The organism is Pseudoneobacillus rhizolycopersici (assembly GCF_054786815.1).
This window is the reverse complement of the sequence record NZ_JBTOOE010000017.1, coordinates 1-23341: the sequence shown is the minus strand read 5'-3', so window position 1 is coordinate 23341 and position 23341 is coordinate 1. Positions and strand designations below refer to the sequence as shown.

Below are 23341 nucleotides of genomic sequence, written 5' to 3'. Positions count from 1 at the left end.
AAGGAGTGAAACCAGTGAATCAGTCATCTAGATTATGGACAAAGGATTTTATTAGTATTTCATTAAGTAATTTCTTCTTGTTTATGACTTTTTATTTTTTACTAGTTAGTTTACCTGTCTTGGTTATTCAACAATTTGGCAGCTCGAAAACGGAAGCAGGGTTAATGACCACTGTTTTTTTAATTTCTGCGATTATCATTAGACCGATTGCAGGCTTTGCGATTGAACGAATCGGATTAAGGAAAATCCTCGTAACTGCTTTATTTATTTTCCTAGGATCATCGTTGCTGTATTTTGTTGCTAATACAATGCCAGTGCTTCTTATCGTCCGATTCTTACATGGAATTGGATTCGGGATGGCAACAACAGCAGCTGGTGCACTTGTGGCTAGTATTATTCCAAGAGCGCGTAGCGGGGAAGGTATGGGATATTTTATTATGTCGACCAATTTAGCGATGGTCATTGGACCGTTTGTTGGGTTAACTGCCATTCAACGTTGGGACTCCACTGTATTATTCATTATTAGCGTCATCTGTGCAATTTTAGCTCTAATTGCTGGCTTAATTATTAAAGTGCCGAAAAATCAAAGTAATAATACCATCCATACTGGTTTCCATATTAAAAACTTTTTTGAAGCTAAAGCAGTACCAATATCCATTGTAGGTGCTTTTTTTGCGATAGTTTATTCAGGAATTCTTTCGTTTGTTTCCGTTTATGCAAAGGAAATTGGTTTACTAGAAGTCTCCAGTTTATTCTTCGTCGTATATGCTGCTGTACTACTATTATCAAGACCTTTTACAGGAAGATGGTTTGACCAATTTGGAGCAAATATCATCATTTACCCAGCAATTTTTCTTTTTTCTATTGGTATGCTTGTATTAAGTGGCGCGCAAACAGCTTTTGCCTTTCTAATAGCAGCTGCTTTGATAGGAATTGGCTATGGAACGATTTTTCCATCTCTTCAAACAATTGCAATCGCAAAGGCGGAGCCTGCTAAACGCGGTACAGCCACCGCGACATTTTTATCGATATTTGACACCGGAATTGGCCTCGGTTCGTTTATTGTTGGGATGATAGTTGCTGATGTTGGGTTTAGGGCATTTTACCTTAATAGCTCACTATATGTATTAATCGGTATTGCTGTTTATTTTGCATTACACGCAAGGAAGCAACCTCTCATTCAGAAAAAAGCAACCAAGGATATTTCGGTATAAAAAAGCCAGAAATGTCGTAGAGAATCGTGTTCTACGACATTTCTGGCTTTAAATATGATCATTTTTGTTGTAGAGAATGCATTTATGTCGTGTTAAAACTGAAAGCAAATATTGCTCAATGTTCCAAATTCGTAGTTTCTAAAAATAACCTTTGCATTGGCTAAGGAGTCTGCTGCTCCCATGGCAATGAATAGAGGCACAAAATGCTCCGGCCTTGGAACTGCCGTCCGGGCATGTGGAGCTAAGTTTTCATAATCAAACAGCGCAGCCACATCCCCTTTTCCCATATTTTCAATTAACCAGTCATCAAATTCAACAGCCCAATCTTCAGGAGTAGTTTGCCCCCATTTGATGATTCTTAAATTGTGAACAGTTACACCGCTACCAATAATTAAAACTTCTTCATTACCTAGACCGCGGAGTACTTTACCAATTTCATATTGCTTTTCTGGATGCAAAAATGGATGGACAGAAATTTGAACAACCGGAATGTCGGCATTTGGGAACAATCTGCGAAGTAATGTCCAAGAGCCATGATCTAGTCCGCGTGTCATATCCTTATTAACAGGAATACCTTGCTCAGTAAATTCTTTAGCTAACCTATTCGCGAGCTCTGCCGAACCTTTTGCAGGATATTTAATTCGATATAATTCTTCCGGGAAACCATAAAAATCATAAATTGTATCATAGGTTTGATCAGAGGAGGATATCGTTAGGACCTCGCTTTCCCAATGAGCAGTAAAAATAACAACGGCCTTAGGTTGCAAAGTTTTACCAAATTGTTCAAGAAATTGGGTGTACTCTTTATCCTCGATCGCATTCATTGGTGAACCGTGCGCTAAAAATAGTGATTGCATCATTATCTCTCCTTTACTTACTTATCGTAAGTAAGTATAATTATATTATGAATATACGTCAAGTAAGTATTTTTCTAAAGATAAATATGTTATTAAAAATAATATTCGGTTATAATAAAATAGAGAGGTGATGTAAAATGGATCAATCTTCTACGTTATGTCCTAGATTTGAAAAAGCAATGAAAATCATGAGCCAACGTTGGACAGGTTTAGTTATATATCAACTACTTAATGGACCTAAACGCTTTTGTTCAATTGAATCTTCGCTACCAATTAGTGGTAGACTTCTTTCCGAGCGTTTAAAAGATTTAGAACAAGAGGGTATCGTAAAAAGGGAAGTTTTTCCTGAAACTCCGGTGCGAATTGAGTATTCCCTAACAGAAAAAGGAATGGCTCTCGAACCAATTTTACGCGAGCTTGAAAACTGGTCAAAAGACTGGCTGAAGCTTGAAGAACTAGAAAAATAAAAAGGTGATTCCCGTTAGTTTGGGGAATCACCTTTTTTTATTGGTGATATTTAAAGAATGCACGGTGATGACCTCGGTTTGGGAATAAATCTAATTCCTTTAACTTATCGCCATGATTACGAATAATTTCATGGAAAATTTCCTCTGTTGTTTTATCCTTTGTATGAATACCTAGTTTTTCTGCAGCTCGGAGAACTCTTGTCTCCCAAACCTCTTTTGCCAAGTCACGAATGTCTTTTCCTTCTGTCGATATTCCTAATTCTTTTGCTTCTTTTTTAATTTTCGCTTCATACACTTCCTTGGCTAAGTCACCCATGGCTTTGCCCTCAGTGCTAATCCCAAGTTCCTTGGCATCTTTTTTCAAATGGGTTTCCCATACCTCTTTCGCTAGTTCCTTCAGGTCCTTTCCTTCTGTTGAAATCCCTAATTCTTTTGCTTCCTTTTTGATCTTTGTCTCAAATATTTCCTTACTTAAAGTCTTAGCATCTTTTCCTTCGGTTGAGATGCCTAATTTTTTTGCTTTTTTAGTAAGATGATGTAGCATGATTTCCTTTTTTAATGATTCCTCATCTTTACCTTCTGTTTTAATTCCTAATTGTTCAGCATATTTTTTGAGGGATTCCATATCTCCTTTAAAATGGTGCTGGTGAAGACCCTGCTCAGCTTTAGCCTCTGGTATAAGGATCTTTGTTGAAGCGACAACCGGAATGGTTCCTACAACACCAATTGTTAACACTCCGGACACTACATATGCTAATAACTTTTTGCTAAACATTGTAACTCTCCTTTTAAGGAATATTTTTACAACGTTAGCTTATCCAATTTCTTGTGAAAAAATTATGAACTAGTTGATTCGGATTTATTAATTTTCTTGAGAAGATTTTCGATTTAAGATTAGTTTGTGTCTTGGTTGCTTTTTAGTGTTAATGCGACTGTTATTAGTTTTCCATCCCGATAAAGCTTTAAGGTTACCTTATCTCCCACTTTAGTATGGGCATACATATATTTTCGAATATCTCCTGAATTCTTAACCTGTTGACCGTTTATAGAAACAATGACATCCTCAACCTGTAAACCGGCTTCCTTTGCCGCCGAATTTGAATCAATGTAAGTGATGATAGCGCCATTCTCGACTGAATTAGGGAGGTTTTGTAAGTAACTGCGTGGAACCTCCTCGATATTAGCTAAGCTTACTCCCATATAAGGTCGTTTAATTTTTCCACTTTCAATTATTTCATTCACAATCGGCACCACATCATTGCTCGGAATGGCAAAACCTAAACCTTCAATCCCGCTTTCAGAAATTTTCAAACTATTAATCCCAATTAATTGGCCAGTGGTATTGATCAGTGCCCCTCCACTGTTCCCTGGGTTAATCGCTGCATCCGTTTGGATGACGTTTAAATCCCATGCTCCTGCTGATGTGTCAACAGCAACACTTCGATTAACCGCACTGACGATTCCTTGTGTTACAGTGCGTGATAGATCTAAGCCGAGTGGATTTCCAATCGCAAGTACCTGGTCTCCAGGACGAAGTTTGGAAGAGTCACCTATTTCTAATAAATGCGTTGCAAATTTAGCATCCACTTTAATAACCGCTAAATCTGTTAAAGCATCCGCCCCAACTACCTGTGCGGTTGTCTTTTCGCCGTTATAGAAGGAAACTTCAATTTCTGATGCCCCCTCGACGACATGGTTGTTCGTCACAATATAGGCACTTCCTCCTGTCTTTCTGAAAATAACCCCCGAGCCAGAACCACTCTCTACCGGTCCTGAACTTCTTGAGAAAAAGTCTTGGCGTGTCTGTTTATTGACGATTCCGACGACAGCTTTTGAGGCATTTTCAACAATGTCAGCAATAGAGGTAGAGTTTATACCTGCTTTAACAGACGTTTGAGTTGGAACGATTCCTGAAGTATTAGTTGCTGCTTGATTCATATTTTCTGATGCCTTGTTTTCTACCGCAGCTTCTTTTTGGAAAAAATCCGTTGTAAAAGGTGCCACTGTTAACGTTAATGCAGAGCCCACCATTCCCGCAGCTACTAAACTGGCAAAACTTTTTACTTTTGATGGGCCTTTCTTTTTTACCTTTACTGGTTCTTCAATTGAATAAGGATTTTGTGGTAATTGATTAAAATCAGACATCCTAGACCCTCCTTGTGTTCCTTTATATAACCTTATTCTAGACAGAAGTTATGACCAAATTATGAACAAATAGTTAAGAGAATTAGAAATCTCAGGGAAAAAATTATTATCAATTTCCATTTATTTTCTATTAATCGACAGGAATTTGACACAGTTTCGTTGAATAATTTTAAGATACCGACTACCTAGTCAGACAAAAGGGGGATTTGTGTTGTTTTTATTGAAAAACATCGGGAGGAGTGTTTTCACTTGGTTGATCGCATCTGTCCTGATAATATTGATTATTTTAATGCCTCGGGATGCAAAGTACGAACAGACGGAAGAAGGGGTTTTTTTAGGGGCCGAATATGTTTATTCATTTGACAAACATGTTCAAGCGGTTAAGGAAATTGTAAGTTTTGTTATCGAAAATCATTCGTTAGGAATGTACAATGATTATTACTCGATAAATGATATTTTGATATTATCCGTTACTAAAAGTTTCGGTGTTATTATTCCGGCCATCATTATCGGCTTTTTTCTCGGATTACTAAAAGGAATGCTTGATTATAGGCTGAGCTTAAGCAAATGGAATATTGTCGGAAAGGGAACTACCTGGTTTTTCCTATCGGTGCCAGATTTTTTTGTTGTGATTTCGATTCAGTTAGGATTAATGTATTTATACGAAAAAGGTTTATTCTTTTATGTAGACGTTTTCGGTAGTGACAAGCCTGATAATTTTATCATGGCTACGATTTATCTGATGATTTATCCCCTTTTCTATATTGCTAGAATTGTTTCCACTGCTTTTGAGGTCGAGGAGCGTAAGGACTATATTCGAACAGCCAAATCAAAGGGGATTTCTTATAACAAAATACTTTACAAGCATGTACTTTGGAACTGTTGGGTTACGATAATGACTAATTTAAGCTCGATAACCTTGTATATGCTTTCCAATTTATTTATTATTGAAAAATTTATGGGCTACCAAGGGGCAGGATATTATTTCTTTAGTTCCATTTTTCCTTCTGCTATGGTGTTTGTAGGTGGAACACGTGATCTCGGCGTTGTTCCGTTAGCGATTGCCTTTACGCTTATTTTTACCTTTTTTATCTTAATCGTTCATATCATTAGTCATTTTGCTATTTTTAAATTCGATAAAAATCGGACGGAGGAAACAGTATGAGAAATCTTCCTTTATTGATTGGCGGCTGTTTCTTCTTCATTTTACTAGTATTTGCAACCGTGGGACCATATCTCCCATTTATTGATAATCAATTACAAGAAGTGTTAATAAAACAGGATGAGTCAGGAAGATTCCGTATTCCTCCCTATGCTCCCTCTCAAGATAATTTGCTAGGGACTGATTATAATGGGCGAGATATGCTTAGTCTTTTAGTCATTGGGACAAGGGAAACATTAATGATTGTGTTTGCAGCTGGGATAATGAGATATCTTATCGCCATTCCGCTTGGGGCTGCAGCAGTTTATTTCAAGTTTGTTCGCTGGCTTTTAAATGGCTGGAATTATTTATTATCCTTTATCCCACCAATCTTTTTAGTAGCACTATTTATCGGTATCCCATTTTTTTATTTTTCTGACCATTTATTTTTTTGGTTTTTATTTATTATTGCCATAGTAGAAGTTGGAAGAGTCGCAGAAATTTTTCGAAATCAGATCGTTTATCTTTCGGGAAATGAATTTATTCAGGCAGCTGTGACCACTGGAACAACGAGGTTTGGACTAATGTGGAGACATTACCTTCCTCACTTAAGACCGCAGATTATCCAACAATTTGTGATGGACCTTGGGCGTGTGTTATTTTTAATGGCTCAGTTAGCAGTAGTAGAAATATTTATCAGTAGTGAGTTTGTCTCACAATTAGGCGGAGGGTATAAACCTCTTAATACCTCCCTTGCTTATCCGGGATTTTTGCAATCGATTATGAGGGATATGTGGATGAAGCCGTGGATTCCATATTCAACTGTCCTGTTTATTTCATTTATGATTATTACCTTCTTGATGCTTAGCGAAGGTATTAAAAATTATTACAAGAAAAAACATCGAGCCATGTAAAAAAGTCGCAGAATAAGCGACTTTTTTTACATAGGAATTCTTATTGTGAATTTGGTCCCTCTGTTCGGTTCACTTGTCACGTTAATTTCGCCATTATGTAGTTGAACGAGTTTCTTGACGATTGAAAGTCCTAGTCCGAATTCTCCATAAGGATTAGTTGTCCTTGAAATATCAGCTTTATAGAAACGTCGCCAAATATTTTCGATTTCAGCAGGACTAATGCCGATCCCGGTATCTTCTATTTCGATAATCGTTTCTTTAAGACCAGCTCCCCCTCTTAAACTAATTGTTCCTTGTTCAGTGAATTGAATACTGTTTTTTGTGATATTCATGATGATTTGCACTAGACGATCATAGTCAGCATGAACGAAAACATCCTCAGGTACATCCAGCAATATTTCGTTTTGCTTTTCTTCAGCCAAAGGGTCTAATTGCTCTTTTATAATCTCTAAAAGTTCAAATAATTGGATTTCCTCTTTAAATAGCTGAACCTGATTGGAACGAACTTTTTCATAATCCAAGTTCTCATTTACCAAACGAATAAGCCTTTTGGTTTCTTTACTGACAAGTTGAATGCCTTTTTCCTTTTCATCTTCGGCAATCATATCATTTCGAATTCCCTCGATGACACCGCTTATCGTTGTTAATGGCGTCCGTAGTTCGTGTGAAACATCGGCCATAAACTGACGCCGGCGATTTTCCAAGCTTTCGATTTCTTCGTTAGAGCTGTTTAATTTTTCAACCATATGGTTAAAATCCTCTGCCAATTCTCCAATTTCATCAAAGTTGGAAGAGTCTAATTTAACCGAATAATTTCCGGCTGAAACAAGAGAGGTAGCCTCTTGAATTCTTTTAATACGATTCACATGGATTCTAGACAATATCCAACTAAGTAAAAAGGAAATTCCAAAGGCAATAAGGACCGTGTACAGCAAAAATTGATTTATTTTTGAAATGACTTCAGTAGAACCGCTGATGGGAGAAGTCAGTAATATTCCACCTATAAGCTTATTATTGACTAAATAAGGTAGGGCTACTAACGAAACGTCTTGATCAAAACGTTTTAAATCTTGTTTAATGGCAATTGTTTTGCCCTCGGTGATTTTCCTCCATTCTTCCTCGGTTATTTTAAACTTTGGCCCTGATTGGTTTCGCGGAAATAGAATAAGCCCGTTTTGGTTAAATACACTTAATTGGATATTTCTCCCTAATAAAACATTATAGTTTTGAATTAGCACCTCATCTTGGCTAATACGTGGATCTTGAAAATCATCAAGGATGTTTTGTCCAAAGTCGAGGAGCTCTTCCACCTTATTTTGGTAAACCAAGTTTTCAATATAATGGGAAAATAACAAACTAAGAACTAAAAACGCAACGATGATGATGCTAATATGACTTAAAAATTGCTGATAAAAATACTTAATTTTCATTAGAATCTACCATTGATTCATCAAACTTATAGCCGACACCCCAAACCGTATGAAAGAAGGGCTGATTCGGTGTGCCGATTTTTTTCCGAAGACGTTTAATATGAACATCAACGGTGCGTTCGTCTCCGTAGAATTGATACCCCCAGACTCTTTCTAATAATTGCTCACGAGAAAATACTTGACGGGGATGCTGAATAAAATAGTAAAGTAGCTCAAATTCCTTTGGCGTTAAATTAGGGACAGGTTCATTGTTAATTAACACTTCTCTTGTGTCCTTATTGATTTTAATATACTTTGATTCTAGCCCCGATGATTCCTGTGTGCCTGCTAGCCTCTGATTATATCTGCGTGCTACCGCCTTAATCCTGGCCATTAATGCTAATGGACTAAATGGCTTTGTTACGTAATCATCAGCTCCCATCTCTAGACCAAGGACTTGGTCAGATTCCGTATCTTTAGCGGTGAGCATAATAATGGGAATCGAGTTGTTTTCTTGCCTAATTTTTCGACAGATGCTTACGCCATCCATTCCTGGGAGCATCCAGTCGATAATTAATAAATCCCAGTCCCCAGTCTTATAGCGGTTATAACCATCTGTCCCATTTGTGACGAATTCAGCTTCGATTCCTTCTTTGGAAAAAAACATTTCCACCATCGAGCAAACACTCTCATTATCTTCTATCATTAAGATTTTCATATCGTAAATCACCTCGTGATAAAGATTCTTCTTCTTTATATAAATTAAAAAGTGATTTCAAGAGAATAGCAACTCTTTTCATATTATTTAACGGATTCTTCCATGTTTAGTCATAGTTTATTCATATTTGGTTTCGTCATGATATTACCATCATCTTTGCAATATCTTTACAAAGTTCCTCCTATTATCTATGTTAAAATATTAATAATTATATGGATAGTATGGAGGATAACATGAATAGAAGTACCTTTGGATTGTTGCTGGAAATATTTATTGTGTCAACACGGCTTGGACTCACATCCTTTGGTGGACCTGTCGCCCATTTAGGTTATTTTCATGAAGAATATGTTCGAAGAAGGAAATGGCTGGATGAGCGAAGTTACGCCGATTTGGTTGCTTTGTGTCAATTTTTACCGGGACCTGCCAGTAGCCAGGTGGGGATTGGAATTGGGGTAATGCGTGCAGGAGTGGCAGGTGGCATTATTGCCTTTCTTGGATTTACCTTTCCATCTGTCCTCGCACTTATTCTTTTCGCTTTATTCCTTCAAGGATATGAGGTAAGTGATGCTGGATGGATTCATGGTTTAAAGATTGTCGCAGTTGCGGTTGTTGGACATGCCATTTTGGGTATGACGCAGAAATTAACTCCGGATGTTAAACGAAAAACATTAGCCTTATTTGCGATGGTAGGGACTCTGCTTTGGCAAACGACGGTCACCCAAGTTGGCATCATTTTACTTGCAGGTGTAATGGGCTACTTTTTATATAAGCAAGAAAAGAAGGACGAGGATGTTCGGATTAATGTCCCAATCTCCCAATTATTTGCCTTCTGTTGTTTAATTCTTTTCTTTTTATTATTAGTTTTTCTTCCCATTTTAGCAAAATCGACTTCTTATGAATGGTTAATCATGTTTGATAGTTTTTATCGGGCTGGATCGCTTGTATTCGGTGGTGGTCATGTCGTTTTGCCATTACTTGAAGGCGAGCTTGTTCCCACGGGCTGGATTGCCAAGGAAGGATTCTTAGCTGGTTATGGTGCTGCACAGGCAGTTCCTGGTCCGTTGTTTACGTTTGCTGCCTATTTAGGTGCGGTTATTAGTGGATGGAAGGGTGGATTATTAGCAACAATAGCGATTTTTCTACCTGCCTTCCTATTAGTTTTTGGAACATTACCGTTTTGGAGTTCGTTACGAAATAATTTAAGGGTTCAAGGTGCTCTAAACGGTGTAAATGCTGCTGTGGTCGGAATCTTAATAGCAGCTTTTTATCAGCCGATATGGACTAGTTCAATTATAGGACCAATTGATTTTGCCTTAGCAGCCGTTTTATTTATTATGCTAGCAGTTTGGAAAAGTCCCCCTTGGGTGGTTGTTGTCGTAGGAGCCATTTCAGGTTCTATACTTACATTGTTTTAATGGTTTTGAGGCTAATATAGCCTCATTTTTTTATTTCATTTATTTCCGATATTTTTACTTTGAAAAATTTAATAAATACCCATTGACAATTTCATGGATGCATCATATAATTTATCTCAGATTGATATATCTTGAATTTGAGATAATTAGATTTAAACAATCATAAATTAGGAGGAATTTTAAAATGACAAATTCAAAATGGGCTTTAGATCCAGCACACTCAAGCGTGGAGTTTTCAGTAAGACATATGATGTTCGCAAAAGTAAATGGTGCATTTAACAGCTTCGATGCTACTATTGAGGCAAATCCAACTGATTTAACAGCGGCAAACATTGAATTCACAGTAGATGTCACAAGTGTTGATACACGTAATGCTGATCGTGATAATCATTTAAGATCTGGGGATTTCTTTGATGTTGAGAATCATCCAAAAATGACTTTTAAATCAACAAATATTGTTAAAACTTCTGAAGGTGTTTATGATGTAACGGGTGATTTAACCCTTCGTGGTTTAACACGTCCAGAAACATTTGTTGTAACGTTTGAAGGTACAGGTAAAGACCCTTGGGGCAACGAAAAAGTTGGATTCAGTGCAGAAGGAAAAATCAAACGTAGCGAATACGGCCTAACTTGGAATGCAGCACTTGAAACTGGCGGAGTCCTAGTCGGCGACGACATCAAAGTATCACTCATCATCCAAGCTGCCAAACAAGCATAAAACTTTAATACATTAACACGATAAAGCATGTGTATCTTTCAAAAACGCTTTAGCGCTTTAAAGGATGTGGGGACTGTCCCCACATCCTTTAACGTATTATGGCGTTAAAAGGTGCATATGCTTTTATGCGTTGAAGGGGTATATTTTTTAAGGGTTCTATTTAAAATATGTATGTCTCTAGTGTGTTTATTTAGATGATTGGATGTGATGTTTTGGATAGGACTTTAGGGTATTTGCGGGAGACTCTGTCGAATTATACGGAGCAGTATTCCATAGGTCAACAAATATATACAAAAATGAAGCAGCAAAACTACTCTTCAGAAGGGGCATTTATTAAGGACCTTTCCGAGGAAGAAATCGATTTTCTCAATAAAATTCTTCCTGATGAGATTCAATATGCAAAGGCAGAGCAGGATGAAAAACGGGCATATGAATTGAATGAGGTATTTGAATTATTATTTTAAAGGAGAATATGATCAATGAAAAATTCTACACCAAAGGATAACAACCTAGATTTAGCCGGAAGACATTATGATGTAAGCGATTATCAAAAGAAAGACCAGCTTTCTTCAGGACTTGCAACGACACATGAACAGGTTAGCGACGCCTATATGGAAGGCGATAGTGATCCGCTCATTGGTGATGTTAACGGAAGGAATATTGAATTAACCTCAGAAAACCTTAAACAACAGCCATAAAATTGAAAAAACAAAAAACAGCTTTCATCAAAAGCTGTTTTTTTGTTTGATTGCTAGGCTTTCTTAGTCATCCTTCTTTTCCACATATGGGTCATGCTCATAAGCCGGAAGGTCACCAAACGTTGTCATAATCCCTTCTTCATCTAATGCCGATTCATATTTCTCATGTTGCTGGTTCGGATAGACAGTGACATTTTCTCCATACATGTCATTTCCAATAAAGTTTTCATAATCCTCTACGTAACCTACATTTTCATCGTTTTCAATGAAAGCATCGTTATAGGCATCGACAGGAAAGGCTAAATCAGATGGCGTTTCAGATGTTCCCCACCCCGCTACCTCTTGCCAAGAATCTTCAGCATCAAAGGCGACATCTTCATCTTGTTCATCCATATCAAATTTTCCAAAAGGAGTCATCAAAACGCCTTCTTCCAATGGTCTTTTATTAGACGTATGTTTGTCTGGACTATGCTTAATACAAAAGGTTGTCGTTGGTAATGCCTCCAAACGCTCAACCGGAATGTCCTGCCCACAGACCTCACATTTACCATATGTTCCTTTTTCTATTGCCTCAAGGGCATGATGGATATTAGCTAATTCGAGTTTCGCATGTTCCTCAAGAGCAATATCCTTTTCCCTTTCAAAAAGCTCCGTCCCATCATCAGCTGGGTGGTTATCGTAACTAGATAATTCTCCCATCGATTCATGCCAATAACCTCTATCTAAACCAAAATTGTCATTTTGTTTTAATTCTTGTTCCACACTTTCCTTTTGTTCCATTAAGGACCTTTTAAACGTTGAAAGCTTTTCAGCAGAAAGCATATTGGTACCCCTTTCCATCGTTTGTGAAACACTATATATTTTATTGTGCCGTTACGAGCCATTAACATTCAAAATTATTTTAAAGAATAGAAACCCTTATGTTCGAAAAAAATAAGCCTACTCAAGATAAAAGGGGAATCAAATAATGGTTAATCCAAACTTCAAAAAATTTCGTGAGGTACAAGAGAAACATAAAGGAGTTTATATTGGCGGAAAAAACGGTGAAAAACAAACGCCTGGCCTTAATGACGATAATTATAATAATCCATCCAATACCGATAAATCGGTTGGTGCTACTGGTCGAAATGTTGGGAGGTAAAAATTACCTCCCTTCCCCTATTTTGTGAACTTTTACTCCTTGCTAGCAACCCTTATGTTAAAATAGGAGCAAATATTATAGGGAGGCTCTTTACCTTGGGTGAAAAAAAGAGGCAATTGCCATTACAGACTCTAACTTTGATCGTTTCCTTCATGGTTTGGGTGATTATTTCTTCATTAATACCTAACATTCGCACCGATATTCCCCTTACTGATAACCAAGTATCAATTGTTACCGCCATCCCCGTTATCTTAGGATCGATTTTACGCGTACCATTAGGCTTTTGGACCAATCGATTTGGCGCTAGAATCATGTTTATGATTTGTTTTGTGGCCTTATTATTCCCAGTATATTATTTAAGTATTGCCAATTCATTCCTGGATTTGATTGTTGGAGGCTTATTTCTAGGTCTTGCAGGGGCTACCTTCTCAATCGGTGTTACATCACTGCCAAAATATTATCCAAAAGAGCGACACGGATTTATTAATGGAATCTATGGTGTCGGGAATATTGGGACGGCCATTACAGCTTTTTCTGCTCCAATTTTGGCAAATTCTATTGGTTGGACTGCAACAATCCAATTACTATTAATTCTTTTAGCCCTTTTTGTATTGCTCAACTTTTTATTTGGCGATAGACAAGAACCGAAGCTGAATACTTCACTATTGGAGCAAATGAAGGGTGTTTACAAAAATGAAAAGCTATGGTTTTTAAGTATATTTTATTTTATCACCTTCGGCTCATTTGTCGCCTTTACTGTTTATTTACCTAACTTCCTCGTGACAAACTTTGGGTTAGATGCAGTGGATGCAGGATTTCGTACCGCCGGTTTTATTGCCTTGACCACTTTTATTAGACCAGTTGGAGGCTGGTTAAGTGACCGGTACAATCCGTTTGCCATTCTAATGTTTGTATTTCTTGGGTTAACTTTATCAGGAGTGCTGTTATCATTTTCTCCAACCATTGAAATCTATACAATTGGCTGTTTAACTGTTGCTTTTTGTTCTGGCATTGGTAACGGAACTATTTTTAAACTGGTGCCAATGTATTTTTCCAAACAGTCCGGGGTTGTCAATGGAATTGTTGCGGCGATGGGTGGTTTAGGTGGTTTCTTTCCCCCGATTGTCTTAACACTTGTTTTTCAGCTTACTGGCCATTATGCAATCGGCTTCATGGCATTATCTGAATTTGCACTTGCTAGCTTCGTCCTTGTTGTGTGGATGTTCTATCAAGAAAAATTAAGTTTAGAAAGTAAAATAATTGAAAGCACAATCGAAGGTATGATGGTAACCGATATGAAGGGCTGTATCCAAAAAATAAATCCTGCATTTACAAAGGTTACGGGATACCAAGCGAATGAAATCATTGGCAAAAACGCAAACATATTGAGATCAGGTAAACATGACAACGTTTTTTACAAGCGCATGTGGGAATCCATTAGGAGTGAGGGATCCTGGCAAGGGGAAATTTGGAATAAACGAAAGAATGGGGAAATGTATAAAGAATGGTTGAGTATCACAGAAATTAGAAATGAAGCTAATCAAGTAAAGTATTATGTAGGGATTTTTAATGATTTAAGCAAATAAAATAGCGTCCAAGGCTTAAAACGCTTTGGACGCCATTCATTTTTATAACCAAGCTGCTCCAACAATGATTAGTAAGATAAATAGAACGACGATTAAAACGAAAGTTCCACCGTATCCGAAACCGCCACCATATCCATAACCACAGCCACCGTATCCAAATCCATACATAGCATATGCACCTCCCAAATTAATTAGGAAAAACATCTCCTGTATTAATATATGACATGCACTAAAAATGGTTTGGGCTTTTGACTTATTATGTTATTTACCAAGGGAAGACTCCTTCTTTTTGTAAATCAGCTGAGGAAAAATACTCCATATTTACCTGAGGGACAAAAGTTTTCTTTACCATATTTAGCCCTCCCGAACCATAGGTTGGGTCTTGTTCTTGCCAGCTTCCGGAAATCTTTACTTCATTCCACGCATGGCCCTCCCCATAGACGACTTTCGATTCAATACCAACTGCACGATGGAGCGCTGCATTTAAATGAGCATAACCTGAACAGAGAGCAACTTTAGTTCTCAGTGTTTCTAATGATGAGTAATAACGAGGATTTTCTGGATCCTTAAAATATCCCTTTGCATCATACTCAATATTTGAAGTAACCCATAAGAAAATCGCCATTGATTTTTCTTTATCTGTCTTGAGTCCAGCTGTAATCTCTCTAGCTAATTGAATGATCTCAGGATGATTATTTTGGACCAAAGCGCTTGGTAATAGATATTCACTTTTATCTGAAAAGGAAATAACTGATTGTACAAAATTAGTCAAACCAAAATGCTGATTTGATCGATATAAACTGACCTTTTCCAATAAAGATAGTGTCCAATTTCCTTTTGAGGCAAGAACTGGTGAAGCCTGAAGTCCACCGATTAAAAAACTGATTGTAACAATAAATATCATCCATTTTCGCTTCAACTCAATCCCCCCAATACGATAATTATTATAATATAACGGTAATAAAAATTAAAAATATCAAAATAGTGTTAAACTATTAAAAAAACGAGCGAATATTCATATATTCAGATATTGACTATTATACTTCTAACCTTCACGGAATTGCCACTATTTTGTCACAGATTTGACAAAAATTTCACTCGGCAATTTCTCCCTTTTAGGATTTAACTTGATAGTAAATACTAATAAAAGAAATCTAGGAATCCGTAGTAAGGTGGTAAACTATGCATCATTCATTGTACGTCTTTTTCTTACGTCTGCCTCCGTTGTTACGAATCTTTCTAATTGCTTTGGCATTTATTCTTTTGTTCGGCTGGGTTATCCACTTGATAGAACCTGAAAATTTTAAAACGTCATTCGAGGGAATATGGTGGGCAATTATTACGATGTCAACAATAGGTTACGGTGATTTTGTGCCAAAGACGACTTTAGGAAGAATCATTGGAATCATCCTAATTTTGTTTGGAGCAGGATTTATTTCTGCCTATTTCTTTAACCTTGCAACATCGGCCATTTCTAAACAAAATAAGTATATGGAAGGGAAACTAACCTTTCATGGGGAAGGGCATCTAGTCATCATAGGGTGGAACGAGAGGGCAAAAGAAATTACTCATTCCGTATCTGAGTATGATCATTATAAAAATATTGTTTTAATTGATGAATCTTTAAAAGAAAATCCATTACCAGGGAAACCTATTCATTTTATTCAAGGTCGCCCCTCTAACGATGAAGTTCTACTGAAAGCAAATCTGCAATCTGCCAGTAAAATTATCATTACAGCCGATCAGAATAAAGACGAATACCAAGCAGATATGAACAGCATCCTAGCACTTATTGCGATTAAAGGCCTCTGTCCAGGTATCACCTGCATCATTGAAATCCTAACAACCGAACAAATCAAAAACGCAAAGCGTGCCGGTGCAGACATCATCATCGAAACCAATCAAATCGTCAGCAAAAACATACTAACCAATATACTTTAACACTTTAAAGCGTGTGGGGACTGTCCCCACACGCTTTAAAGTGTTAAAGTATTGATTCTAGTTCTTTTAGGAGTGTTTTGCCTTTGTCAATGAGGTTAGATGGGACGTCCCCATCTTTTTCGACTGGTTCTTGGAATTGGTTGAACATCGCTGATGCGTTACCGATACTTGAATGATCTTCATCCACCCCAGCTTCATACACATGTGAGAGCAGGAAAGGTGTTTCTAGCTCGACTGTACAGTTGCGTGCATCAAGTTGCCCATCAACCGCCCGGAAAGGCAAACGTAAATAATGATAACCATCCTGATTATCTATTTTGTAATCAAAATAGCCGTGGTCATAATCCCAGTTCCCACCAATCGTATAACCGATTGGCTTCAAAAGCTGCTCCAATTTATAAAGATCATACTGCTTGCCTATTATGGATGATGATAATTCAATCACAAAAGTCCCTCATTTCGCTTTTTCTTTAGTTTCTCCATTAGGGAACTTTTTAATTTAAGCTTTTTCTATGAATTTAATCGTTTTTCTAACTCTGCTTTTTTCTCTTCATACCCAGGTTTTCCTAAGAGGGCAAACATATTTACTTTATAAGCTTCAACTCCAGGCTGGTCAAACGGATTAACTCCTAGCAAATATCCACTCATCGCACAAGCTTTTTCAAAGAAATAAACTAAGTATCCGAAGGTATATTCATCTAATTTTGGAATGGAAATAATTAAGTTAGGTACTCCACCATCAGTATGGGCTAATAAGGTTCCTTCAAACGCCTTATTATTAACAAAATCAACGGTCTTACCAGCCAAATAATTCAATCCGTCTAAATCATTTTCTTCCGCTTCTAAAACTAACTCATGGCGCGGATTTTCCACTTTAATAATCGTCTCGAATAAATCACGGCGTCCATCTTGAACGTACTGGCCTAGTGAATGCAAATCGGTTGAAAAATTTGCGGAAGCAGGAAAAATGCCCTTTTGGTCCTTCCCTTCACTTTCTCCAAATAATTGCTTCCACCACTCAGAGAAATACTGTAAGCCAGGCTCGTAATTAATGAGCATCTCAATTGATTTCCCCTTATGATAAAGAGCATTTCTAACTGCAGCGTATTGATAAGCTAGATTCTCATCTAATTCCGAAGGGCTAAAATCTTCTCGTGCTTTTGCTGCACCATTCATCATTGCCTCAATATCTGCACCACTTACAGCAATCGGTAATAGGCCAACAGCGGTTAATACAGAATAACGACCACCGACGTCATCCGGAATAATAAATGATTCAAAACCTTCTTCTGATGCTAACGTTTTAAGTGCTCCACGCTCCTTATCCGTTGTTGCATATATCCGTTTACGCGCCTCCTCTTTTCCGTACTTCTCTTCTAAGAGTTTTCGGAAGATGCGGAAAGCTATGGCTGGTTCGGTAGTGGTTCCTGACTTAGATATCACATTAATTGAAAAATCTTTTCCATCTAAAAGATCCATTACATCCTTCATATATGTAGAGCTAATATTATTTCCGACAAAAATAATTTGCGGTGTTTTTCGCTTTTCTTTAGATAAGGAATTATAAAAACTGTGCTGCAATACTTCAATAGCTGCCCGTGCTCCTAGATATGAGCCACCGATTCCGATCACCAAAAGTACTTCCGAATCTGCCTTAATTTTTTCAGCAGCCTTTACGATTCGGCTAAACTCTTCTCTATCATATTCCAGTGGTAAATCTATCCATCCTAAAAAGTCATTCCCTGGACCTGTTTTTTCATGAAGTGAATGATGAGCATTTTTCACAAAATCACGCAAATTAGTAAGTTCATGTTCGCCAAAAAAAGATAAAGCCTTGGTATAGTCAAAACGAATATGTGTCATTTATAAGTGAACCTCCGTTTATTTGGTATCATTATCACTTTAAACAAACTGGTAATAATATTCAAGTTCCCACTCTAAGTGAAAGCGTCGTCATTTTGACAAAAAAATGACTCCTCCCTTTCCACAAGAGAAGAGTCCGTTTCTAATTAAAGAGATGCACGATAAATTGATAACACATCTTCGCGGTTCAGCTTTTTAAAATTACCAAACTCTCCATTTATCATTGCCTTATCAGCCATTACCTCGATTTGACTATCGTCAATTTGGTAATCCGCTAAGCGGCTAGGTGCACCAATACTGTTCCAAAATTCACGAAGCTTTTCGATCCCTTCAAGTCCCGCTTCCTCATCTGTTTTTCCAGTTGGATCAACCCCAAAAACGCGAACAGCTAACTGCTTAAAGCGAGCTGGATTTTCTTTCAAACAATGTTTCATCCAGTTTGGAAATAGTATAGCTAAGCCGCCTCCATGCGGGATATCGTAAACAGCAGATACCGCATGCTCAATATTATGGGTCGCCCAATCGCCGCGGTACCCCATTTGCAGCATGCCATTTAGAGCAATCGTTCCGCAATATAGAATGGTTTCGCGCAAGTCATAGTTTTCTAAGTCGCTTACTAGCTTCGGAGCTGTTTCCATCACCGTGATTAGGGTTGATTCACATAAGCTGTCTTGCAATGGGGTGTTTGGAACTTGATGAAAATATTGTTCAAAGACGTGAGACATCATATCAACCATGCCATAAATTGTTTGGTCCTTAGGAACTGAAAAGGTATAGGTTGGATCGAGAATCGAAAACTTTGGAAAAGTGAAGGGGCTTCCCCAGCCATACTTTTCATTTGTTTCCCAATTGGTAATGACCGATCCTGAATTCATTTCCGATCCGGTTGCAGCCAAGGTTAATATCGTTCCAAACGGAAGAGCATCGGTGGCAATTGCTTTTTTAGTTACCAAATCCCAAGCATCGCCATCGTACTTCGCACCTGCAGCAATCAGCTTTGTACAATCGATAACACTTCCGCCACCAACGGCCAAGATAAAATCAATGGATTCTCTTTTACAAATATCTATTCCATTTCGAGCTGTTGATACGCGTGGATTGGGCTCCACCCCAGATAGTTCAAAAACTTGGGCACCCATGCTGTTTAATTCGCTCATAACCCCATCATAAAGACCATTTCTCTTGATACTACCGCCTCCATAAACGAATAAAACCTTCGTACCATACTGAGGTATTTCTGTTTTCAACTGTTCGATTTGGTCTTTGCCAAAAATTAATCTCGTTGGATTCCAATAGGTAAAATTTTGCATCTTCATCACCCTCCACCAATAATTATGAAAGAAAAAATATTTTTTTGCAAAAGTACCGTCCTTACTCTCTTCATTTTCATCAGAATTATGCATAAAAAAAACTCTACTTACTTATGCTAATGATTGTAATGTACTTCATATTAGGAGGAAACTCATTATGACAACAATCCAGCGTTTGGCCTTAATATTTACGATTATCGGCGCCATCAATTGGGGCTTAATCGGATTTTTTGGCTTTAATCTAGTAGCCGCTATTTTTGGTGATAACTCAGCCATATCTAGGATTATTTATAGTATCGTTGGTCTGGCTGGACTAATTAATTTAGGCCTGCTTTTTGCACCTCGAGAAAGCTACAGTCGGGTTCCCGAAACGGATTCTTAATCCAATAATAAAAATCCTTGCCAATGGCAAGGATTTTTATTATTGAATGTATTTTATACCCAACCTCTAAATCGAGACGCTTCCGACATTTTGCGAACTCCGACCATGTATGCCGCTAAGCGCATGTTTACATTGCGGGTTTGGGCTGTTTCATAAACATTATTAAAGGATTTAACTAATACTTTACGAAGTTTTTCATTGACTTCTTCTTCGCTCCAGTAATAGCCTTGATTATTTTGAACCCATTCAAAGTAAGATACCGTAACCCCACCAGAACTTGCTAAAACATCCGGAACAAGTAGAATTCCACGCTCAGTAAGGATTTTCGTTGCTTCTAATGTAGTAGGGCCGTTTGCAGCCTCAACAATAATGGAAGCTTTAATATTATGAGCATTTTTGGCAGTAATTTGGTTCGAGATTGCCGCAGGAACTAAAATATCGCAATCAAGCTCTAACATTTCCGTATTCGTAATCGTATTTTCAAACAAGGTTGTCACAGTACCAAAGCTATCGCGACGGTCCAGTAAATAATCAATATCCAAGCCATTTGGATCATGTAGAGCCCCATAGGCATCGGAAATAGCGATTACCTTTGCACCGGCATCATGTAAGAATTTTGATAAAAAGCTACCCGCATTACCGAATCCCTGTACGATGACACGTGCACCTTTAATGTCAATGCCGCGCTTTTTCGCTGCTTCTTCAATACAGATGACTACACCCTGTGCTGTTGCTTTTTCACGACCTTGAGAACCACCCAATACGATCGGTTTACCTGTAATAAATCCAGGAGAATCGTACTCACGAAGACGGCTGTATTCATCCATCATCCATGCCATTATTTGGGCATTAGTATAAACGTCTGGAGCTGGAATATCCTTATTTGGTCCAACAATTTGGCTAATCGCACGAACATAACCACGGCTTAAACGCTCAATTTCCCCCATTGACATTGTACGCGGATCACAAATGATTCCACCTTTACCACCACCATACGGTAAGTCAACGATTCCGCATTTTAAGCTCATCCACATGGAAAGAGCCTTTACTTCTTCCTCATCAACCTCTGGGTGGAAACGTACGCCACCTTTTGTTGGTCCAACAGCATCATTATGCTGTGCACGATAGCCTGTAAAAATTTTCACAGATCCATCATCCATACGAACTGGAATACGAACGGTAAGCATTCGTAAAGGCTCCTTTAAAAGCTCATACATATCTTGGTTGTAACCTAGCTTCGATAAAGCTTCATTAATAACCACTTGTGTTGATGTTAATAAATTTAGAGATTCTTCCATTTTTTGATCTTCCTTCTTTTCTGAGACCCCTACTGTTCCCATTACGGCACCTCTGTCCAATTGTGATAGATACCATACTATTATAAGAGGTATTATCTACTTATTCCACCCTTTAAGGATTTTTTCGTAAATTTGTTGATTTTAAATATTATTCAGACAACCTTCTAGTTATTTGAACCACATCTCATCAAATTAATAGACAAAAAATGCCACAATGGATAACAATGAGAGTTCCTTAAAGTGTCAAAAACAAGCATTCTTTACGTATATTAGCCCTAAGCCAAAACTTTTTGAATTCGCTCGATTGCCCAGTCTAACTCTTCTTTTGTGATAACCAGTGGGGGAGCGAAACGGATCACAGTATCGTGTGTTTCTTTACATAACAGGCCTTCCTCTTTTAAGGATTCGCAATATGTTCTTGCCGGTTCATCCAGTTCGACTCCTATAAATAGGCCTCTACCCCGTACTTCTTTAATTTTGGGATTTTTAATTTCTTTTAACTTGTTTAAGAAGTATACCCCTAAATTCAATGAACGCTCTGAGAGATTCTCCTCGACTAGTACGTCAAGGGATGCGATGGAGACCGCACAAGCCATTGGATTTCCACCAAAGGTTGAACCGTGTGAACCAGGATTAAATACGCCTAAGATATCTTTATTGGCAACGACACAAGAAATCGGGAATACTCCTCCTCCTAATGCTTTGCCTAAAATGTACATATCTGGATCAACATTTTCCCATTCGCAGGCAAACATTTTTCCAGAGCGCCCTAAGCCAGCTTGGATTTCGTCGGCAATGAACAGAACATTGTTTTCCTTGCATAGATTGTACGCAGCTTTTAAAAAACCAGGTTCTGGAATGATGATTCCAGCTTCTCCTTGAATAGGCTCAATCAAAAACGCTGCTGTATTAGGTGTAATAGCGGCTTTTAGGGACTCTAGGTCTCCATAAGGAATTAATTTGATTCCAGGCAGCATTGGACCGAATCCACGCTTATAATCCGGGTCGGATGATAAGGACACCGCCCCCATTGTTCGACCATGGAAATTGCCATTACAAGCAATAATTTCAGCTTGGTTATCCGCAACACCTTTTACATCATAAGCCCAGCGACGAGCTGTTTTTAGTGCCGTTTCAACCGCCTCTGCACCCGTGTTCATCGGAAGTGCCATATCTTTATTCGTTAGCTTACAAATCTTTTCATACCATGGTCCCAATTGGTCATTATGAAATGCGCGTGATGTTAATGTCACACGATCAGCTTGATCCTTTAAAGCCTGGATAATTTTTGGATGTCTATGTCCTTGATTGACCGCAGAGTAGGCACTTAACATATCCATATATTTGTTTCCTTCAGGATCCTCCACCCAAACACCCTCAGCTTTTGAAATCACAATTGGTAGCGGATGATAATTATTCGCCCCAAACCTCTCCGTCTGCTCAATAATAGAATTAGTCTTAATCATCAAAATTCCTCCCCTAAAAAAATACTTTAGCGCTTTAAAGTAAGTGGGGACTGTCCCCACTTGCTTTAAAGCGTTGATGTGTTAAATTAAAACATTTCTGATGTTGTTTTGGCTTGCATGTGTAGTAGTAAGTAGTCTGGGCCGCCTGCTTTGGAGTCGGTTCCGGACATGTTGAAGCCGCCGAATGGTTGGTAACCAACGATGGCTCCTGTACAACCACGGTTGAAGTATAAGTTCCCAACATGGAAATCTTCACGTGCTTGCTCAATCTTCGCACGGTTGCGAGTAAGAACAGCACCTGTTAAGCCGTATTCGGTGTTGTTTGCGATTTCAAGCGCATGATCGAAATCACGTGCCTTACAAATCCCCACAACTGGACCGAAGATTTCTTCTTGCATAATGCGCGCTTGTGGGTCAAGGTCTGCAAACACCGTTGGTTCGATGAAATAACCTGTTGTGCTATCACCATTTCCACCAGTCACTAAACGGCCTTCGCCTTTACCGATTTCAATGTACTCCATGATTTTGTTGAATGCACTTTGGTCGATTACTGGTCCCATGAAAGTTTCTTGAAGTTCAGGGTTGCCATATTTCTTTTCTTTGGTAAGTTCCTCGACGCGGCTCAATACTTGATCATACACGTCTTCTACGATAACCG

General features: G+C 38.1%; 26 protein-coding genes. 12 read left to right on the top strand and 14 right to left on the bottom strand.

What is annotated here, in order from left to right:
• Nucleotides 1–14: 14 nt before the first annotated feature.
• Nucleotides 15–1214, top strand: a complete 1200-nt coding sequence (locus ACX9YW_RS16000; RefSeq protein WP_460348189.1) for an MFS transporter — start codon at nucleotides 15–17, stop codon at nucleotides 1212–1214.
• 92 nt (nucleotides 1215–1306) lie between these two features.
• On the opposite strand, the gene ACX9YW_RS15995 is transcribed toward ACX9YW_RS16000, so the two are convergent.
• Nucleotides 1307–2074 (bottom strand): DODA-type extradiol aromatic ring-opening family dioxygenase, encoded by a 768-nt coding sequence (locus tag ACX9YW_RS15995; RefSeq protein ID WP_460348186.1) that lies wholly within the window; start codon nucleotides 2072–2074, stop codon nucleotides 1307–1309.
• 134 nt (nucleotides 2075–2208) lie between these two features.
• Here ACX9YW_RS15995 and ACX9YW_RS15990 point away from each other — a divergent pair, with 134 nt between their 5' ends.
• A complete protein-coding gene (locus tag ACX9YW_RS15990) occupies nucleotides 2209–2538 on the top strand; it encodes a winged helix-turn-helix transcriptional regulator (protein WP_460348183.1) in 330 nt (109 codons plus the stop codon).
• Between the two features lie 37 nt (nucleotides 2539–2575).
• Here the strand turns inward: ACX9YW_RS15990 and ACX9YW_RS15985 are convergent, their stop codons facing one another.
• Nucleotides 2576–3313: a hypothetical protein gene (locus ACX9YW_RS15985; protein ID WP_460348180.1), complete on the bottom strand. Its 738-nt coding sequence runs from the start codon at nucleotides 3311–3313 to the stop codon at nucleotides 2576–2578.
• Between the two features lie 119 nt (nucleotides 3314–3432).
• A complete protein-coding gene (locus ACX9YW_RS15980) occupies nucleotides 3433–4683 on the bottom strand; it encodes a S1C family serine protease (protein ID WP_460348177.1) in 1251 nt (416 codons plus the stop codon).
• A gap of 211 nt (nucleotides 4684–4894) precedes the next feature.
• Here ACX9YW_RS15980 and ACX9YW_RS15975 point away from each other — a divergent pair, with 211 nt between their 5' ends.
• The gene (locus ACX9YW_RS15975; protein WP_460348174.1) at nucleotides 4895–5848 is read left to right on the top strand and encodes an ABC transporter permease subunit; all 954 of its coding nucleotides are present in this window, start codon (nucleotides 4895–4897) and stop codon (nucleotides 5846–5848) included.
• Nucleotides 5845–6738: an ABC transporter permease gene (locus ACX9YW_RS15970; protein ID WP_460348172.1), complete on the top strand. Its 894-nt coding sequence runs from the start codon at nucleotides 5845–5847 to the stop codon at nucleotides 6736–6738. The genes ACX9YW_RS15975 and ACX9YW_RS15970 overlap by 4 nt, the downstream gene beginning before the upstream one ends.
• A 26-nt stretch (nucleotides 6739–6764) precedes the next feature.
• Here ACX9YW_RS15970 and ACX9YW_RS15965 read toward each other — a convergent pair whose 3' ends face one another.
• Both ACX9YW_RS15965 and ACX9YW_RS15960 read right to left on the bottom strand, forming a co-directional pair.
• Nucleotides 6765–8168, bottom strand: coding sequence for a sensor histidine kinase (locus ACX9YW_RS15965; protein WP_460348169.1), 1404 nt, complete (start codon nucleotides 8166–8168; stop codon nucleotides 6765–6767).
• Nucleotides 8158–8865: a winged helix-turn-helix domain-containing protein gene (locus ACX9YW_RS15960; RefSeq protein WP_460348166.1), complete on the bottom strand. Its 708-nt coding sequence runs from the start codon at nucleotides 8863–8865 to the stop codon at nucleotides 8158–8160. The genes ACX9YW_RS15965 and ACX9YW_RS15960 overlap by 11 nt, the downstream gene beginning before the upstream one ends.
• A gap of 233 nt (nucleotides 8866–9098) precedes the next feature.
• Between ACX9YW_RS15960 and ACX9YW_RS15955 the strand changes: the two genes are divergently transcribed.
• The 4 genes from ACX9YW_RS15955 to ACX9YW_RS15940 all read left to right on the top strand — a co-directional run bounded on the left by ACX9YW_RS15955 (nucleotide 9099) and on the right by ACX9YW_RS15940 (nucleotide 11696).
• Nucleotides 9099–10280: a chromate transporter gene (locus ACX9YW_RS15955; RefSeq protein ID WP_460348164.1), complete on the top strand. Its 1182-nt coding sequence runs from the start codon at nucleotides 9099–9101 to the stop codon at nucleotides 10278–10280.
• 184 nt (nucleotides 10281–10464) lie between these two features.
• Nucleotides 10465–10998, top strand: a complete 534-nt coding sequence (locus tag ACX9YW_RS15950) for a YceI family protein (RefSeq protein ID WP_460348162.1) — start codon at nucleotides 10465–10467, stop codon at nucleotides 10996–10998.
• Between the two features lie 212 nt (nucleotides 10999–11210).
• Complete coding sequence (locus ACX9YW_RS15945) at nucleotides 11211–11462, top strand: sigma-G-dependent sporulation-specific acid-soluble spore protein CsgA (RefSeq protein ID WP_460348160.1); 252 nt, start codon at nucleotides 11211–11213, stop codon at nucleotides 11460–11462.
• Nucleotides 11463–11477: 15 nt separating this feature from the next.
• Nucleotides 11478–11696 carry a YozQ family protein gene (locus ACX9YW_RS15940; RefSeq protein ID WP_460348158.1) on the top strand — a complete coding sequence of 73 codons (219 nt, stop codon included), beginning with the start codon at nucleotides 11478–11480 and terminating at the stop codon, nucleotides 11694–11696.
• Between the two features lie 63 nt (nucleotides 11697–11759).
• On the opposite strand, the gene ACX9YW_RS15935 is transcribed toward ACX9YW_RS15940, so the two are convergent.
• Complete coding sequence (locus ACX9YW_RS15935) at nucleotides 11760–12518, bottom strand: TraR/DksA C4-type zinc finger protein (RefSeq protein WP_460348156.1); 759 nt, start codon at nucleotides 12516–12518, stop codon at nucleotides 11760–11762.
• A 145-nt stretch (nucleotides 12519–12663) separates the two neighbouring features.
• Here ACX9YW_RS15935 and ACX9YW_RS15930 point away from each other — a divergent pair, with 145 nt between their 5' ends.
• Nucleotides 12664–12837 (top strand): hypothetical protein, encoded by a 174-nt coding sequence (locus tag ACX9YW_RS15930; RefSeq protein ID WP_460348154.1) that lies wholly within the window; start codon nucleotides 12664–12666, stop codon nucleotides 12835–12837.
• 95 nt (nucleotides 12838–12932) lie between these two features.
• On the top strand, nucleotides 12933–14423 hold the full coding sequence (locus ACX9YW_RS15925) for a nitrate/nitrite transporter (protein ID WP_460348152.1): 1491 nt from the start codon (nucleotides 12933–12935) through the stop codon (nucleotides 14421–14423).
• A 42-nt stretch (nucleotides 14424–14465) separates the two neighbouring features.
• Here the strand turns inward: ACX9YW_RS15925 and ACX9YW_RS15920 are convergent, their stop codons facing one another.
• Nucleotides 14466–14591 carry a YjcZ family sporulation protein gene (locus ACX9YW_RS15920; protein WP_460348150.1) on the bottom strand — a complete coding sequence of 42 codons (126 nt, stop codon included), beginning with the start codon at nucleotides 14589–14591 and terminating at the stop codon, nucleotides 14466–14468.
• 97 nt (nucleotides 14592–14688) lie between these two features.
• Nucleotides 14689–15342 (bottom strand): transglutaminase domain-containing protein, encoded by a 654-nt coding sequence (locus ACX9YW_RS15915; RefSeq protein WP_460348148.1) that lies wholly within the window; start codon nucleotides 15340–15342, stop codon nucleotides 14689–14691.
• A gap of 263 nt (nucleotides 15343–15605) precedes the next feature.
• Between ACX9YW_RS15915 and ACX9YW_RS15910 the strand changes: the two genes are divergently transcribed.
• Complete coding sequence (locus ACX9YW_RS15910; RefSeq protein WP_460348146.1) at nucleotides 15606–16364, top strand: ion channel; 759 nt, start codon at nucleotides 15606–15608, stop codon at nucleotides 16362–16364.
• 43 nt (nucleotides 16365–16407) lie between these two features.
• Here ACX9YW_RS15910 and ACX9YW_RS15905 read toward each other — a convergent pair whose 3' ends face one another.
• The 3 genes from ACX9YW_RS15905 to ACX9YW_RS15895 all read right to left on the bottom strand — a co-directional run bounded on the left by ACX9YW_RS15905 (nucleotide 16408) and on the right by ACX9YW_RS15895 (nucleotide 19537).
• Complete coding sequence (locus ACX9YW_RS15905) at nucleotides 16408–16809, bottom strand: YugN-like family protein (RefSeq protein WP_460348144.1); 402 nt, start codon at nucleotides 16807–16809, stop codon at nucleotides 16408–16410.
• A 65-nt stretch (nucleotides 16810–16874) separates the two neighbouring features.
• Entirely contained in the window at nucleotides 16875–18227 is a 1353-nt protein-coding gene (locus tag ACX9YW_RS15900; RefSeq protein WP_460348142.1) for a glucose-6-phosphate isomerase, read from the bottom strand.
• 146 nt (nucleotides 18228–18373) lie between these two features.
• Complete coding sequence (locus tag ACX9YW_RS15895; protein ID WP_460348139.1) at nucleotides 18374–19537, bottom strand: iron-containing alcohol dehydrogenase; 1164 nt, start codon at nucleotides 19535–19537, stop codon at nucleotides 18374–18376.
• A gap of 157 nt (nucleotides 19538–19694) precedes the next feature.
• On the opposite strand from ACX9YW_RS15895, the gene ACX9YW_RS15890 reads away from it, so the two are divergent.
• Complete coding sequence (locus tag ACX9YW_RS15890) at nucleotides 19695–19919, top strand: DUF378 domain-containing protein (RefSeq protein ID WP_460348137.1); 225 nt, start codon at nucleotides 19695–19697, stop codon at nucleotides 19917–19919.
• Nucleotides 19920–19972: 53 nt separating this feature from the next.
• Here ACX9YW_RS15890 and ACX9YW_RS15885 read toward each other — a convergent pair whose 3' ends face one another.
• The 3 genes from ACX9YW_RS15885 to ACX9YW_RS15875 form a co-directional block, all read right to left on the bottom strand.
• Nucleotides 19973–21217 carry a Glu/Leu/Phe/Val family dehydrogenase gene (locus ACX9YW_RS15885; protein WP_460348350.1) on the bottom strand — a complete coding sequence of 415 codons (1245 nt, stop codon included), beginning with the start codon at nucleotides 21215–21217 and terminating at the stop codon, nucleotides 19973–19975.
• 275 nt (nucleotides 21218–21492) lie between these two features.
• Nucleotides 21493–22683: an ornithine--oxo-acid transaminase gene (locus ACX9YW_RS15880; RefSeq protein WP_460348135.1), complete on the bottom strand. Its 1191-nt coding sequence runs from the start codon at nucleotides 22681–22683 to the stop codon at nucleotides 21493–21495.
• Between the two features lie 86 nt (nucleotides 22684–22769).
• A partial coding sequence (locus ACX9YW_RS15875; protein WP_460348133.1) for an aldehyde dehydrogenase family protein occupies nucleotides 22770–23341 on the bottom strand: 572 nt, incomplete at its 5' end.

Excerpts from the sequence above, each read along its gene's own strand:
- ACX9YW_RS15885 (WP_460348350.1), bottom strand. The coding sequence starts at position 21,217 with ATGGAAGAATCTCTAAATTTATTAACATCAACACAAGTGGTTATTAAT.
- ACX9YW_RS15895 (WP_460348139.1), bottom strand. The coding sequence starts at position 19,537 with ATGCAAAATTTTACCTATTGGAATCCAACGAGATTAATTTTTGGCAAA.
- ACX9YW_RS15970 (WP_460348172.1), top strand. The coding sequence starts at position 5,845 with ATGAGAAATCTTCCTTTATTGATTGGCGGCTGTTTCTTCTTCATTTTA.
- ACX9YW_RS15980 (WP_460348177.1), bottom strand. The coding sequence starts at position 4,683 with ATGTCTGATTTTAATCAATTACCACAAAATCCTTATTCAATTGAAGAA.
- ACX9YW_RS15935 (WP_460348156.1), bottom strand. The coding sequence starts at position 12,518 with ATGCTTTCTGCTGAAAAGCTTTCAACGTTTAAAAGGTCCTTAATGGAA.
- ACX9YW_RS15910 (WP_460348146.1), top strand. The coding sequence starts at position 15,606 with ATGCATCATTCATTGTACGTCTTTTTCTTACGTCTGCCTCCGTTGTTA.
- ACX9YW_RS15900 (WP_460348142.1), bottom strand. The coding sequence starts at position 18,227 with ATGACACATATTCGTTTTGACTATACCAAGGCTTTATCTTTTTTTGGC.
- ACX9YW_RS15890 (WP_460348137.1), top strand. The coding sequence starts at position 19,695 with ATGACAACAATCCAGCGTTTGGCCTTAATATTTACGATTATCGGCGCC.
- ACX9YW_RS15995 (WP_460348186.1), bottom strand. The coding sequence starts at position 2,074 with ATGATGCAATCACTATTTTTAGCGCACGGTTCACCAATGAATGCGATC.
- ACX9YW_RS15950 (WP_460348162.1), top strand. The coding sequence starts at position 10,465 with ATGACAAATTCAAAATGGGCTTTAGATCCAGCACACTCAAGCGTGGAG.
- ACX9YW_RS15990 (WP_460348183.1), top strand. The coding sequence starts at position 2,209 with ATGGATCAATCTTCTACGTTATGTCCTAGATTTGAAAAAGCAATGAAA.
- ACX9YW_RS15920 (WP_460348150.1), bottom strand. The coding sequence starts at position 14,591 with ATGTATGGATTTGGATACGGTGGCTGTGGTTATGGATATGGTGGCGGT.
- ACX9YW_RS15965 (WP_460348169.1), bottom strand. The coding sequence starts at position 8,168 with ATGAAAATTAAGTATTTTTATCAGCAATTTTTAAGTCATATTAGCATC.
- ACX9YW_RS15880 (WP_460348135.1), bottom strand. The coding sequence starts at position 22,683 with ATGATTAAGACTAATTCTATTATTGAGCAGACGGAGAGGTTTGGGGCG.
- ACX9YW_RS15960 (WP_460348166.1), bottom strand. The coding sequence starts at position 8,865 with ATGAAAATCTTAATGATAGAAGATAATGAGAGTGTTTGCTCGATGGTG.
- ACX9YW_RS15940 (WP_460348158.1), top strand. The coding sequence starts at position 11,478 with ATGAAAAATTCTACACCAAAGGATAACAACCTAGATTTAGCCGGAAGA.
- ACX9YW_RS15930 (WP_460348154.1), top strand. The coding sequence starts at position 12,664 with ATGGTTAATCCAAACTTCAAAAAATTTCGTGAGGTACAAGAGAAACAT.
- ACX9YW_RS15955 (WP_460348164.1), top strand. The coding sequence starts at position 9,099 with ATGAATAGAAGTACCTTTGGATTGTTGCTGGAAATATTTATTGTGTCA.
- ACX9YW_RS15985 (WP_460348180.1), bottom strand. The coding sequence starts at position 3,313 with ATGTTTAGCAAAAAGTTATTAGCATATGTAGTGTCCGGAGTGTTAACA.